At 59.5% G+C, this 12,677-nt stretch carries 13 protein-coding genes; 5 read left to right on the forward strand and 8 right to left on the reverse strand.

All coding sequences use genetic code 11. The features are described from left to right. Positions 1-532: 532 nt before the first annotated feature. The 3 genes from Q0R02_RS00955 (at position 533) to gspD (ending at position 5,500) form a co-directional block, all read left to right on the forward strand. A complete protein-coding gene (locus Q0R02_RS00955) occupies positions 533-2,599 on the forward strand; it encodes a calcium-binding protein (RefSeq protein ID WP_293880041.1) in 2,067 nt (688 codons plus the stop codon). A gap of 293 nt (positions 2,600-2,892) precedes the next feature. Further along, positions 2,893-3,333: a type II secretion system major pseudopilin GspG gene (gspG, locus tag Q0R02_RS00960; protein WP_293880042.1), complete on the forward strand. Its 441-nt coding sequence runs from the start codon at positions 2,893-2,895 to the stop codon at positions 3,331-3,333. Between the two features lie 103 nt (positions 3,334-3,436). Further along, on the forward strand, positions 3,437-5,500 hold the full coding sequence (gene gspD, locus Q0R02_RS00965; protein ID WP_293880043.1) for a type II secretion system secretin GspD: 2,064 nt from the start codon (positions 3,437-3,439) through the stop codon (positions 5,498-5,500). A 10-nt stretch (positions 5,501-5,510) separates the two neighbouring features. Here the strand turns inward: gspD and Q0R02_RS00970 are convergent, their stop codons facing one another. After that, positions 5,511-6,206: a cell wall hydrolase gene (locus tag Q0R02_RS00970; protein ID WP_293880044.1), complete on the reverse strand. Its 696-nt coding sequence runs from the start codon at positions 6,204-6,206 to the stop codon at positions 5,511-5,513. A gap of 121 nt (positions 6,207-6,327) precedes the next feature. Between Q0R02_RS00970 and Q0R02_RS00975 the strand changes: the two genes are divergently transcribed. Next, the gene (locus Q0R02_RS00975; protein WP_293880045.1) at positions 6,328-6,873 is read left to right on the forward strand and encodes a polysaccharide biosynthesis/export family protein; all 546 of its coding nucleotides are present in this window, start codon (positions 6,328-6,330) and stop codon (positions 6,871-6,873) included. A 184-nt stretch (positions 6,874-7,057) separates the two neighbouring features. Continuing rightward, positions 7,058-7,825, forward strand: a complete 768-nt coding sequence (locus tag Q0R02_RS00980) for a sugar transferase (RefSeq protein ID WP_293880046.1) — start codon at positions 7,058-7,060, stop codon at positions 7,823-7,825. A 488-nt stretch (positions 7,826-8,313) separates the two neighbouring features. Here the strand turns inward: Q0R02_RS00980 and Q0R02_RS00985 are convergent, their stop codons facing one another. The 7 genes from Q0R02_RS00985 to Q0R02_RS01015 form a co-directional block, all read right to left on the reverse strand. Beyond that, complete coding sequence (locus tag Q0R02_RS00985; RefSeq protein WP_293880048.1) at positions 8,314-9,177, reverse strand: general secretion pathway protein GspK; 864 nt, start codon at positions 9,175-9,177, stop codon at positions 8,314-8,316. Beyond that, positions 9,174-9,686 carry a hypothetical protein gene (locus Q0R02_RS00990; RefSeq protein WP_293880050.1) on the reverse strand — a complete coding sequence of 171 codons (513 nt, stop codon included), beginning with the start codon at positions 9,684-9,686 and terminating at the stop codon, positions 9,174-9,176. The genes Q0R02_RS00985 and Q0R02_RS00990 overlap by 4 nt, the downstream gene beginning before the upstream one ends. Further along, complete coding sequence (gene gspM, locus Q0R02_RS00995) at positions 9,646-10,197, reverse strand: type II secretion system protein GspM (protein WP_293880051.1); 552 nt, start codon at positions 10,195-10,197, stop codon at positions 9,646-9,648. Before gspM ends, Q0R02_RS00990 begins: the two co-directional genes overlap by 41 nt. 2 nt (positions 10,198-10,199) lie before the next feature. Beyond that, positions 10,200-11,207 (reverse strand): PilN domain-containing protein, encoded by a 1,008-nt coding sequence (locus Q0R02_RS01000; protein WP_293880052.1) that lies wholly within the window; start codon positions 11,205-11,207, stop codon positions 10,200-10,202. Next, positions 11,204-11,908: a prepilin-type N-terminal cleavage/methylation domain-containing protein gene (locus Q0R02_RS01005; RefSeq protein WP_293880053.1), complete on the reverse strand. Its 705-nt coding sequence runs from the start codon at positions 11,906-11,908 to the stop codon at positions 11,204-11,206. Before Q0R02_RS01005 ends, Q0R02_RS01000 begins: the two co-directional genes overlap by 4 nt. Next, complete coding sequence (locus tag Q0R02_RS01010; RefSeq protein WP_293880055.1) at positions 11,908-12,279, reverse strand: type II secretion system protein; 372 nt, start codon at positions 12,277-12,279, stop codon at positions 11,908-11,910. The genes Q0R02_RS01005 and Q0R02_RS01010 overlap by 1 nt, the downstream gene beginning before the upstream one ends. Further along, a partial coding sequence (locus tag Q0R02_RS01015; RefSeq protein WP_293880057.1) for a prepilin-type N-terminal cleavage/methylation domain-containing protein occupies positions 12,276-12,677 on the reverse strand: 402 nt, incomplete at its 5' end. The genes Q0R02_RS01010 and Q0R02_RS01015, both read right to left, overlap by 4 nt.

Raw genomic sequence — 12,677 nt, forward strand, 5'->3', positions numbered from 1 at the left:
TGTCGTCGTTACCAAAAAACTATCACACACCGTTGAGTTCGGTTGTTGATAAAGTTAATACACGAATTCAGCTAAGTGATTGTTAATATTGAAATAAGTCCGGATTTGTAATCAGGGGGTCGCGAGTTCGAACTTTGCAGCCGGCACCATTGAAATCAATCGCTTAGCGGCCTCTTTGCGGGTTTTATTCTGACGTCCATTCTGACAGTTTCGCCCATCCGCTTGATGTGTTCGCGACGAACGGCGGCGATATGAGCGGCTTTTTCAAGGCAGTCGCCGCACAGATGACCGCCGCATAGGGCAGCTCGTGACGCATACCAATGCCACGGATAAGTACTTGCCACAAATTTGCCATTTCAACATCGATCAGGTTGTTGTCGATAATGCTTTCAGATGATCGTCGCTGCTCTGAACAATTCCAATATAGACATAAACAATTGGCTGTAATTTATCAGTAATACCCGCGTCACACATTCTGGTTAACGGTTTGGGCACATCACGCGATCGGCGTGATTGCAACAGGGGTTACAACATGCCGACTTATAATGGGACGAGCGCTGCAGACAGTTTCACCGCAACGACGGCCGAAGATTGGGCCATTTTCGGCGCAGGCGGCGCGGACACGCTGACCGGGGGCGCTGGGAACGATGCGATCCACGGCGGCACCGGCAACGACATTCTGAGCGGCGGCGCGGGCAACGATATTTTCTTTGTAAACCCCGGCTCTCTTGAGGGGATCGACAGCTATGCTGGCGGGCTCGGCATCGACGCCATCGTTGCGACCGGCGACAACGCGATCATCGGCATCAGCACGATCTCGGGCGTCGAAGAAATCAACGCGGCGGGTTTTGCCAACGTCAAGATCAAGGCCGCCCCAACCGGGTCAGTCCTGGATTTCACCAACGTCAACCTGGTTGGCATCGCCGAAATCGCCGGCGGGGGCGGCAGTGACCGGATCACCGGTTCGGCAGGTGACGACATCATCTCTGGCGGCGGCGGGCTGGATATTCTCAACGGCGGGGGCGGCAACGACACTTTCCTCGTGGGCACGACCAATGGTTTCACGCGCTTCAACGGCGGCACCGGGACTAACGACATTCAGGCCACCGCGGACAACACCGTGATCCACATTCAAAGCATTGCCAACGTACAGGAAATCAGTGCCGGTGGATTCGGTAACGTCACGATCAGCGGCGCGACGGACAGCGACTTGCTCAATTTCTCCAACATCACGCTGACCGACATAGCCGCGATCAACGGTGGCGCGGGCGACGATACGATCATCGGCAGTGCCGGTGACGATTTTATCAATGGTGGCATCGGCAATGACCGTCTCTATGGTGGCTTGGGTTCGGACACGATCAACGGTGATGCCGGCAACAATGTGTTGAACGGCGGCGCGGGCGACGACTTCCTGCTCGTCAACACCAAGACTTCGCTTAACAGCTACATCGGTGGCGCGGGCTTCGACACGGTCCAGGCCAATGCTGACGACACGGTTATCCTGGTTACCACCGGTTCGCTTTCCGGGATCGAGGTGATCACTTCGGGCGGTTTCGGGAATGTGACAATTTCTGGCACAGCGGGCGTCGATGTGATTGACCTGCGGACAATTTCGATTGCCGACGGCGAGATTGCGCTGATCGACGGCAAGGATGGCAACGACACGATCTATGGCACCAACGCCAATATCAACACTGGGACGACTGGTGCGGACGTGATCGTCGGCGGCACCGGCGACGATAGGATCATCGGCGGTTCGGGTGACGATACCATCGATGGCGGTGCCGATTTCGATTATCTCGATGGCGGCGCGGGCTTTGACACAGTACATGGTGGCTCGGGCGACGATACGATCGTTGCCAGCGGTTCGGATTTCCTTTTCGGCGATGACGGAAACGACCTGTTCCTCGTCAAGGCCGGAAATGGCGTCAACAATTTTGACGGTGGTGCCGGGGTCGACACGATCCTTGCCGGATCCAACACCAATATCGGCATCGAGACGATAACGGGTGTCGAAATCATCGATGGCGCCGGTTTCGCCAGCGTCAACATCGTCGGTCTGTCGACGGGCGGCACCCTCGACTTCACCAATGTCGAGTTGCGGGGGATCAAGAGCATCATTGGCAGCGCAAGTGCCGATGATTTCACGGGTTCGGCGGGGAATGATACCATCCTCGGCAATGGTGGCGACGACATTATCCACGGCGGCGCGGGAGCCGATATCATCAGCGGGGGCAACGGCCTCGACGTGCTGACCGGCGGCGCAGGGAATGATGTCTTCAAGGACACAAGCTTGAACCTGGCGGGCGACACGATCAGCGATTTCAGCTTTGGCGACAAAATCGACGTCACCAATTTCGCTTTCTCGGCCGCGGTAACCTTGGCGTTCGATAAGGCTACCAACACACTTTCGATCGACCCGGACGGCGCAGGTATCCGCAAAGCTTTTGCTGTCACCGTCCTCGGCGGGCTTGACGTGTCGAACTTTCACGCCGTTTCGGACGGAGCAACCGGTACGTTCATCGAATATGTGAGCAGCATCCAGCCGGAGCAGCAGAGCACCAGCGTACACAGTGCGGATTATCATCTGGTCTAATCAGGCCCATTCGACTGCGATTAGTGAAACAGGGGCGTGTCAGCAGCACGTCCCTGTTTTTTTGCTTTCAAGATTGTCCTCTTTTCAATCGATCGGTGCATATGCGAAAAATGCGGATCAGACCCATCGACAGATCGGCCAACAGGTAGACATGAAAGTGTAGCAATGAGTGCCTAACAGCGGCTTTAACCGACCGCCCAGTTTTTTCACGTTGCAGGCGGCCTATAAAATTCGGAAACGCCAACCCATGATCGGATCCAGCCACCGTGGCCGCGTTTTCCAGAACCAGTAAGTTGGCGAAAATTCATGCAGGCCGCACGGTGCCACATGGGCAAGCGGGATTTACGCTGATCGAGCTGTTGGTGGTGCTGGCAATATTGGGCCTCCTTGCGGCGGTGGTCGGACCCCAGGTCCTGCGGTATCTGGGCAGTTCGAAAACCCAGGCTGCGGCAATCCAGTCGAAGAATATCGTCGCGGCGTTGAACCTCTACAAGCTCGATGTAGGCGGTTTCCCGAACCAGCAAGAAGGCTTGCAAGCCCTGATGAAAGCACCCGCAGCCGCGCCCTTCTGGAATGGTCCCTACCTTCCCGATCCCGGTGCCCTGATCGATCCGTGGCGCAACGCCTATCATATGAAAGCGCCGGGCGATCACGGCGAAGTCGATGTCTTCAGCCTGGGGTCGGATAACGCGCCCGGCGGCAGCGGTGATGCCAAAGATGTCGGAAATTGGTGACTTATCCGATCAGGCCGGGCCGATTGCAGACACGCGAACCCTCCGGTGCGCTATTCGAAGAGGGTCGGTGTTGAACCCTCGCAAATGGAAAGACAATAATCTTGTGAGGACCGCATCTGTATCCCGTCTGCGATCGTCGTACAGTCTTGCCCTGCTGCTGGTCGCAGGATGCGCTGGGCCATCAAGGCCGATCCCGATCGCTGTTCCGCAACAGCCCGATATCGTCACGCAAGCCGAAAGCGACCGGCAAGTGCGCTCGACGATCGTCGGCGGCGATGCACCCGTTCCGTCGTCGCCCCAGCGCACCAGCCGCGTCATTCCTGGCCGAGGGGACATCGCCTTTAACTTCCCGACCGCTGAAGTCGGGGTCATCGCAAAATCGGTCATGGGGGATGTCCTCAGGGTCGGCTACACGGTCGCGCCCGGTATAGCGGCCCAACAGATGACGTTTGTCACGCCCGGCAAGGTCGCCCGTGCGTCGGTCCTCGGGCTGTTCGAAACGGCACTGAAAGCTGCTGGTCTTGCCCTTGTGCCAGCCGCTTCGGGCTACGCGATCCAGCCGGCCGGACAGGCCCGCGAGCCCGTTACATCCGAAGCGATCGGTTCGGGAAGCGAAATCCTGACGCTGCAATTCATCAACGCCGATGAACTCAAGAAGGTGATCGATTCGGTGATGCCGGGGGTTGTCACGGCAACCGACAGTTCGCGCAATGCCATCACGATCGCGGGTACGACGGGCCAGCGCCAGAGCGCGCGCGACCTGACCCGGCAATTTGACGTCAACTGGTTGCGCAACATGTCTTTCGCCCTGCTGGTGCCTCAACGAACCGACAGCCGACTGATCGTTCCCGAACTCGACAAACTCATCAATGCCGCCGATTCCCCGACCCGTGGCCTTGTCCGGCTGATCCAGATGGAGCGGTTGAATGGCATCCTGGCGATCTCGGCCCAGCGGCAATATCTCGACGACGTTCGGCGCTGGATCGACATCCTCGACCGCGAAGGCGAAAACAACGAAGCGCGGCTGTTTGTCTATCGCGTGCAGAATGGGCGCGCCCGGGACCTCGTAAAAACGCTGAACGGCGCGTTCGGTATTGGCGGTGCCAGTGGCGACATCGGTCCACCGGCCGATCCGCTGGCGGCTCAGAACGATCTCAACACCACCCAGAACGCGCCGCGACCGGTGGCGACCTCGACTGCCAGCGCAAGCCCGGGAAGCGGGCAGCGCGAATCAGCAGCCACCGGCAATACCACGGGGGCGGCGGTCAACAGCTTTACCGGTCGTGTTTCCAGCGACGAGGTCAACAATGCGGTCATCGTCTTTGGCACCCCACGTGATTATGCCGTTGTCGAAGACGCCATGCGCAAGCTGGATGTGCCGCCCACACAAGTGCTGATCGAGGCGGCGATCACTGAAGTCGCTCTGACTGGCGATCTCAGCTACGGCGTCGATTGGAATTTCATCCAGGGTAACAGCACGTTCGTATCGGGATCGGGCAACCCCGCCGCGCCTACCGCGAATGCAGCGGGTTTCGCCTATTTTCTGCGGACCAGCGACATCGGCGCCACGTTGCGGGCGCTGGAAAGCCGCACCAATATCAAGGTCATTTCGGCACCAAAGCTGCTGGTCCTCAACAATCAGACAGCCGCGTTGCAGGTGGGCAACCAAGTTCCCATCCAGACGCAGCAGCAGCAGTCGGTCGGCACCGGAAGCGCCAATATCGTCAACTCGATCGAATATCGCGACACCGGGGTCATCCTGCGCGTCACGCCACGGGTGAATGCCAGTGGATTGGTATTGCTTGATATTTCACAGGAAGTCAGTAGCGTTACGAACCTGACCACCGTCGGTATTTCCTCACCAACGATTGCGACACGGCGGATAGCAACCACAGTGGCCGTCCAGGATGGTCAGGTACTGGGCCTGGGCGGACTGTTCAGCGATGCAAAAACGCTCGGAACCAATGGTCTGCCGTTGCTGTCACGAATACCGATCCTCGGTGCCTTGTTCGGTAATGTCAGCGACCGACAGGAACGGCGCGAATTGATTATCCTTATCAAACCCCAGATCGTGCGCACGCCCGACGATGGCCGCGCGATGACCGAGGAACTGCGCGCCAAGTTGCGAACGCTCGAGCCTTTCCGCACCGAGGGTCGCATCCCCTGACAAGAATCGGCTAGCCAGCGGGCACGGCGCGAACCGGGGGTAGCAAACCCCACGGCGCAAAGCTGGCAGGCTCGTGGGCAGGCCGGGGCGAAGCGGCCATCAGGGGTGGCGTCGGCGTCTGGCCCGTCAATTGCATTATGGATGGCTCACCGATGGGGGCATAAGGTGACGGGACATCGTTCTGGTCACGCGAGCCAGCGCCTCGATAGAAGATATGGGCTCCGATCCTTGCCACCCGAATAAGACTCGGTGCCCAATAGGGTGAGACATAATTGGCATGGTAATGCGTGGCGCCAGCGACGCGCAGCGGATTTTTTCCATCGAGAGCCGCGTTGGCGACCGCGCGCGCCGCCGCCATGATCGCCACGGGCATATGACGGCTAAGGGCACCGTCACAGGCGAAACTGAACTGGCAGCCTGTACGCCGACCTGATCCGGCAAAGATCACCCCGCAAACGCTTTTCGGGAAGGCCGGGTGGTGCAAACGGTTTAATACGACCTCGGCCACCGCTTGCTGGCCCTCGATCGGTTCGTGGGCGGCTTCGTAGGCGATCGCGGTGGCAAGACATGTCACGGCACGAGCGCGATCACCCTCGATCTCAACCGACCTGATCGCCTGATTTTCCGCTGTGGCTTGCGCAAAGCACTGCGATGGGAAAACCATAAGCCACGCGGCGGCGTAAACGGATGCGTAAGTTCGCGACATTCTAAGCTGCACCCTCCCCCGAACACGAATATTACCTTTCCTATGTCCGCCGTTGGTTGCATTATTCTGACACGCAGCGCTAAGGCCCGGCTATCATGCCATCAATCAGGTATTCCCAGCGATGACACGCCTGTACAGTTTTGCGCTCCTTTTCCTGTGTGCAGCATGCCAGACGATCCCGCCGGGTCCTGTCGCTTCGGGCGAGCGTTTTGCCTATCGACTCGGGACAGGCGACCGGGTGCTGATCACTGTTTTCGGCGAGACGTCGCTGACGGGCGAGTTTACGCTCGATGGGACCGGGACGATCGCCTATCCCTTGCTGGGCCGGATCGCGGCAGCGACAAAGACGACGACCGAATTGGGGGACGAGATCAGTACCCGGCTAGGCGCAAAATATATCCGAAACCCGCGGGTTACGGTTGCCCTTACCAGCTATCGGCCGATCTATATTCTGGGTGAAGTAGCCCGGTCGGGCGAGTTCCCCTACACCGAAGGACTGAATGCCTTCGCCTTGGTTGCCAAGGCCGGGGGCTTCACCTTCCGTGCCAACCGGACGGCAATATTTATCCGGCACGAGAATGAGACCGAGGAAAAGGCCTATCCCCTGAACGGGGCGTTGGTGATTCGCCCCGGGGACACGGTCAGGGTCGGAGAGCGTTACTTCTAATTCGCAATCGAATCAGAAATGGTGGCCATGCGAAGCACCGTCGCACCAGTCCCGTTTTGCGACATGAATTATTTTCCATTTCGCAACTGCGAAGGGCTCCCTGTAACGAATGCGAAATAGACCGTCGTTAAGGATTCGTTAACGGCCTCTACAGGGGAGGTCGGTATCCTCATCGGAGGCACTCATGACGCTCGGAAGCGAAGCCGTTTGCGAATTTTCTAGTGCCGACGTGCTGGAATCCGATCCGGAACCAAGCCCCACCTATTACTGGACAAAGATCGAATGGCGGCTGCGGGATGCCTGGAAAGGCAGCGCGACCAGCACCGGCACTGGCGTCATGATCGACACCACCCTGTCGCGCATCGTGGACGTCATGGGCGCCGCGACGATCCTGCTGGTTGCGCTGCCATTTCTCATGGTTCTGGGATTGATCCTATATCTCGATAGCCCTGGACCGCTATTCTTCGTCCAGCGGCGCGTCGGTCGTGGCGGAAAAATGTTTTCGTGCTTAAAATTTCGCACGATGTGCAAGGATGCGGATGTTGCACTGCAGCAGCATCTGGCTGCTTCCAGCGAAGCCCGCGAAGAATGGCAGCGCGATCACAAATTGCGCAATGATCCCCGGATTACCCGATTGGGGGCCATTACACGCAAGCTGAGCTTCGACGAGTTTCCTCAACTGATCAACATCATCCGCGGCGAGATGAGCTTGGTCGGTCCCCGTCCAATCGTGAGCGCCGAAGTCGAACGTTATGGTCGACATATCGACGATTATTTTCGGGTGCGGCCAGGCCTGACGGGACTGTGGCAGGTCAGCGGCCGCAACCACACCAGCTATCGACGGCGTGTCAGCATCGATCGCTTTTACGTCAGGAACAAATCCTTCCTGTTCGACATGGCGATACTGATGCGGACCGTGCCGGTCGTGCTTAGCGCTCGGGGTTCCTATTGATTGAACAGCCCTTTCCAGCCGAACGCGCTAGACTACCCAGTGAAGCAAAGTTGCCCACAAAATGGCCCCAGTTCCAATCGCGAGCACCCAACCGGTAATTGAAATAGGTTCCTGGTTCGTTGACGATTGGCCTGCAAAGGTCGCTAACGCCCCGTCGTCGCCTCCGGCTTCCGGCGCAATCCCGCCGCCCTCACCGAGGTTAGGCGCAAAGTCTGCCACCCGCGGTCTCGCCCCGGTGATAGCCCCGTTATTCGACCGCTGGTTCATTGTAACAACCATTCTACAAACCCCAATATAGCAAGAGTCTCAGAACTGCAACATTGGAGCACTTCGTCCCGCCCGTTGTGTGAGCAAGTGATTACCATCTCATGTAGAAGTGTAAACCATACTTGTTTGATAGGATATCTTCGCGGAGATATATCTTGTCGATCGAGCCAAGTCGAAATCGATGGGCAACTAACGACGGTCACCCGCCCCCGTTCAAACCATCAGTCACAGTGCCGAATGACATAGGGGCGGCGGTCCGCTCCGGTGAGTTCGATCGTACAGCGCCGCTGGGCCGACGCCCCTGAGGCGAGCGATGCGGTTGCAATGATTGTCAGCGGACGTCCTGTCCAGCTTGTCCGATCGGAGAATGCGAATGCTGTGGTTTGCCCCTGTGCCTCGCGCTTGCTTATGATTTCATCAATGGCCGCATCGCCCTTTGGATACATGATGCGGATGGCTTCGGCCGACGCGACGTGCGTATCGAAGCTGCCATTGCCGAAGTCGGTCGTGGCGACGGCCGCAATCTTTTGCACTGTCGATGGACTGAACCCGCGCACTCGGGCCAGTTCACCTAGCGTCACGAAACCGGCATTGCGCGTTCGCAGCCCCCTCACGCGGTAATAGTCGGCCTCGGCGCCGTTCGCTCGCACCTCGTCGTCGTCATCGATCCAGTCGAGAAACGAATCCCGTGCAATCTCCAGTGGCTCACCCGAGAGACCGACATATTCGAGCAACGACGTCAGCTGAGTCTCATCGACGAGGTTCAGCGGCACCTTACCGCGTTCATCGGTCACGGAAATGTCCAGCTTGGCGCGGTCGAACATAATCTGGCGATGCCGCCCGTCGGCGGCAATGGCTTCGCCCGGATTGTCCGACAGCAGGCCCCGCAATGCGAGCGCGATTCCCGCCTCCGCCGCCGCGCTGACCCGCGCCGCATCCACATCGGCGCCGCCGGTGACCAATACACGCCTGGTCAGTGCCAGGATGCCAAGCGCCATGACTCCAATGAAGAGAATTGAGGCAACGGCTGCGACCAGCGCATAACCGTTGTCGCCGGACGCAGCGTGTCCTTGGTCGCCGATCATTCCGCTGGTGCTGCGTCTGGGTTCGGCGGCGCGCCTTGGGCGCCGAACGCAATAGTCCGCCTGTCCCTGCCCCTGACGAAAATGGCGCTGGCGTCCCCGAGCGCAACGAGCCGCCACCCGCCCACGACACCGCCAATGCCTACATTCGACGTCGTGCGATCGGCCCGACGGACTACGGCATAGCTGCGACCGTGCACCGACATTGCTCCTGCCACCGTGGCGCCACCCAATATGGGGGGTGGTCCGCCCCCTGCCCCCGCGAGCGCGGATTTGCGCGGCGCAAAGATCGGACGCGCCAGTATCACACCGGGCAGACCGACAGGCGCAACAGCGGGCGCGCCAAAATTGGCATGCGCCGCGCCCACGGGGAGCACCGGAGGAAGGTCCTGCGCGTCGCTGGCCCATAGCAGCTGGGTAATGATGGCCGCAACGAGCAGTCCCGCCAGGATTGCCGGCAGCAACGTCTCATCAGTGCGATTGGGCAAGGACAACAGGAAGCGAAATTTCAAAACTGACCTCCATGATTTCCAGCCGACCACTCACCAGCGCCTGATCTGCCGTTACGTTCAGCGTCTCGATCGTAAGGTAAGGCGGTTCGTTCTGCATGTGCACCAGCAGGGCGGTTAGCTGCGCGAGCGTCAGACGCGCAGTGGCGCGCATGCGAAGGACGTCGTCCGCGATCTGCCCGTCTTCAATCGCGCGCGTCTCACCGCCGGTTGCCTCGATTGTCCGCTGCAATCGCTCTTGCATAGTTGCAGACGCCGTTTGCGCATTCGGTGCCGCAACGATGAATCGTCCGAGCGCTTCTTTTTGCTGCTCGGCCTGACGCCGTAATCGTGGGATTGATCCGATGATGCGCTGGTTGGCCTGGAACTGCTGACTCAACGCCATTTTGCGCTCCCGGCGTTCGGATATTCCCGACAGGACAGGCGCAACCACGAGCAGCCAAACGACCCCAACGAAAAGACACAGGATAAACACGGCGACAAACTTGCGCTCCCGGTCGGCGAGACTTCGCATCGTCAATTCAACCGAGCGATTGCGACAAGGTCAAACGGCTGGCCCGCCGATATTTCGGCCATCGAGTCCGTCTGAGCGCTTTTAACATTGGCAAAGCGCGGCAGCTTGCGGATCGCGGCAACGACGTCGGCATCTCGCGAACGATAGCCGGTCAGGCGCAACGTGGCACCATCCCACGCATAGCGCTGAACCCAGGCGCCGTCGGGCATGACGCGCGTCGTATCGGCAAGCACGCCCAGCACGTCGCGCTGGTTGCGCCTCGTGGTTGTCCGCACGGCAACCGCGTGAGCCCTGCGCATCTGCCCTGTCATTCGCTGCGCCACCGCAACCGCTGGCCGCTGTTCATCGACGAGCGCCTGCATGCGATCAATGTCGGCATTGGCGCGCCAGATGGCGGTCGCTACCATCAGCGTGGCGAGCATTGCGACCGCAATCCACCAGTTTGTCGTCTTCCTGCGGCGATCGACCATTAGTCCAGCAGCGCGCATCGCGGGAAGAAAGTCGAAACGTGGGTCGGCGGCGTGACCCCCTTTCCCAACGCGCACCGATTGCGCCAGGACATTCCGAGCGGTCGCCGCATCGGCCAGCGCGCGCGCCAGTGTCAACGGTATCGCTGCAAGATCGGCGCGCAACATGCCGTCGCCCGATGATTCCTTCTGCACCGATTTGGCAATGATCGCCCCCGCAGTGAGTGGGAGATAGCGCTCGCTGTTCAAGTCGATCGTGCGTTGCAAGTCGGCACGCGTCATTGGCGGTGTCACGATTTCGCGGACTAGGACGCTCGTCTCCGCAATCAGGATCGTCGCCCTGAAAGGGGGGTTGCCCCGGGTTCCGATATATTCGAAATTGTCGATGCCGTCGAATACGGCCATCGACCTTTTGCCCATACTCGCTTGTTTTACCGATGCGGGGACGAGCGTCGAAATCTCGTCGATCCACCAGTCGCACGCGCGGCGCAACTCGCTTCCAAGCGTTCCCAAGTCACTATTGAGCAGTTCGTTCAGCGTCATGCCGCGGCCCCACAAAGACCGGTCCGCAAGTCGATTTTGCAGGCGGTATTCTCCGTTGAACGGGAACGCACAATCAGGTCAGGCCAGACCCGCGGATCACCCGGCCGAAATGTGATCCTAATGCGGACCAGGGCGGGCGGTTGCGGCCGCTGTTGCCAATCGACCTGCCAGGCGCTGCCAATCCCGGTCAAACGCGCTCCGAAATAGTTGATGCGAACCGATTGGACATCCCTCAAGAGCGTAATTGGTTGCCAGCCTCGCGTCTCACGGGACGCAAAATCATACCGGTCGTCAAGGCTGTTTACAGAGTAGATCAGCAAATCCCCCGTTGCCGTGCCAAGGATACGATAACGCGACAGGCTATCTGGCTCGGCGCGGGCGAGCGGTGGGGCCAGAAAGGTAAAGCTGCCCTCATCGCCATTGGCGTCGACGATCGGGACGGCGCTGTTCGGATTGGTCACGGCCCGCAACTGCTCGATCCGGTCGCGCAATATGCGTTGTGCCGTGACGATTGAGTCATCAGCGGCCCCCTGTCTGTCGGTGCGCTGCGCAAAACTTGCCACCGCTTGCAAACCGTTGAGTAACATCACGGCGGTGATAGCGAGAACGGCGAGGCTCACCAGCATTTCAACGAGCGTGAAACCGTCTTCGTGCCGATGATGGCGCAGGGGTGTGGTGAAGCGATCGCGAGGCCACATCATTACTGGCCAATCCGCAACGAACGAAGCTGGAACAATGGCACGGGTGACCCCGGCTGGTCGATCGTCACTGTCACACGGTCGAGCCGGGGCGCACCAGCGCTTTCCCCCCGATATGGGTCAATCGCGATTTGCCACCGAAACCGGCCGGCGTCGCCAGATCGCGGACCTTCGGCACCGCCGCCGATAGCCAGGTCGAGCGCAGACTTTGCAATGAGTACGGCGGCGCGGCGATCGGCCACGGCCCGCGTCGCCTTCGCGTTGTTTGAAATGCTGGAAAACAAGGCGCTCATCATAACCGCGATTATCGCCATTGCGAGCAACGCTTCGACAAGACCGTAACCCTGTTCACGAAAGGCAGCGCCATGTTTCATAACGACTTTGACGTCACGGTGCCGGTTTGGGCATCGACCAGGATGCTTGTCTTGTGACCGCCGCTGCTGATGTCCACGCTTCCGCCATTCGAGGTCCCGTCGCGGAAAAACCGGATCGCGTCAGTTTGGGCCACTTTCACAGAGGGTGTCAGCAACTGCGTGGCCAGTCCAACCGAAGCATTGCTGTCCGAGTTCGCAAAAGGCGGAGAGACGACGCTTCGACCCTGGCGAATGGCATCGGCACGTGCTTGACGCATGCCAAGGTCGACCTGCGCGGACACCGTCCGAAAAGCCTGCAGCTTAATCGCGCGGTCCAGTGCCGGAAAGGCGAGGCCCGTCACCAATCCAAAAATGGCCAGCACGACGAGCAATTCGAGCAGCGTAAAGCCGGTCGTTTG

The sequence above is a fragment of the Sphingomonas sp. genome (assembly GCF_025353885.1).
Taxonomy (GTDB): Bacteria; Pseudomonadota; Alphaproteobacteria; order Sphingomonadales; family Sphingomonadaceae; genus Sphingomonas_O.

Excerpts from the sequence above, each read along its gene's own strand:
- Q0R02_RS00955 (WP_293880041.1), top strand. The coding sequence starts at position 533 with ATGCCGACTTATAATGGGACGAGCGCTGCAGACAGTTTCACCGCAACG.
- Q0R02_RS00970 (WP_293880044.1), bottom strand. The coding sequence starts at position 6,206 with ATGTCGCGAACTTACGCATCCGTTTACGCCGCCGCGTGGCTTATGGTT.
- Q0R02_RS00975 (WP_293880045.1), top strand. The coding sequence starts at position 6,328 with ATGACACGCCTGTACAGTTTTGCGCTCCTTTTCCTGTGTGCAGCATGC.
- Q0R02_RS00980 (WP_293880046.1), top strand. The coding sequence starts at position 7,058 with ATGACGCTCGGAAGCGAAGCCGTTTGCGAATTTTCTAGTGCCGACGTG.
- Q0R02_RS00985 (WP_293880048.1), bottom strand. The coding sequence starts at position 9,177 with ATGATCGGCGACCAAGGACACGCTGCGTCCGGCGACAACGGTTATGCG.
- gspM (WP_293880051.1), bottom strand. The coding sequence starts at position 10,197 with ATGCGAAGTCTCGCCGACCGGGAGCGCAAGTTTGTCGCCGTGTTTATC.
- Q0R02_RS01000 (WP_293880052.1), bottom strand. The coding sequence starts at position 11,207 with ATGACGCTGAACGAACTGCTCAATAGTGACTTGGGAACGCTTGGAAGC.
- Q0R02_RS01005 (WP_293880053.1), bottom strand. The coding sequence starts at position 11,908 with ATGATGTGGCCTCGCGATCGCTTCACCACACCCCTGCGCCATCATCGG.
- Q0R02_RS01010 (WP_293880055.1), bottom strand. The coding sequence starts at position 12,279 with ATGAAACATGGCGCTGCCTTTCGTGAACAGGGTTACGGTCTTGTCGAA.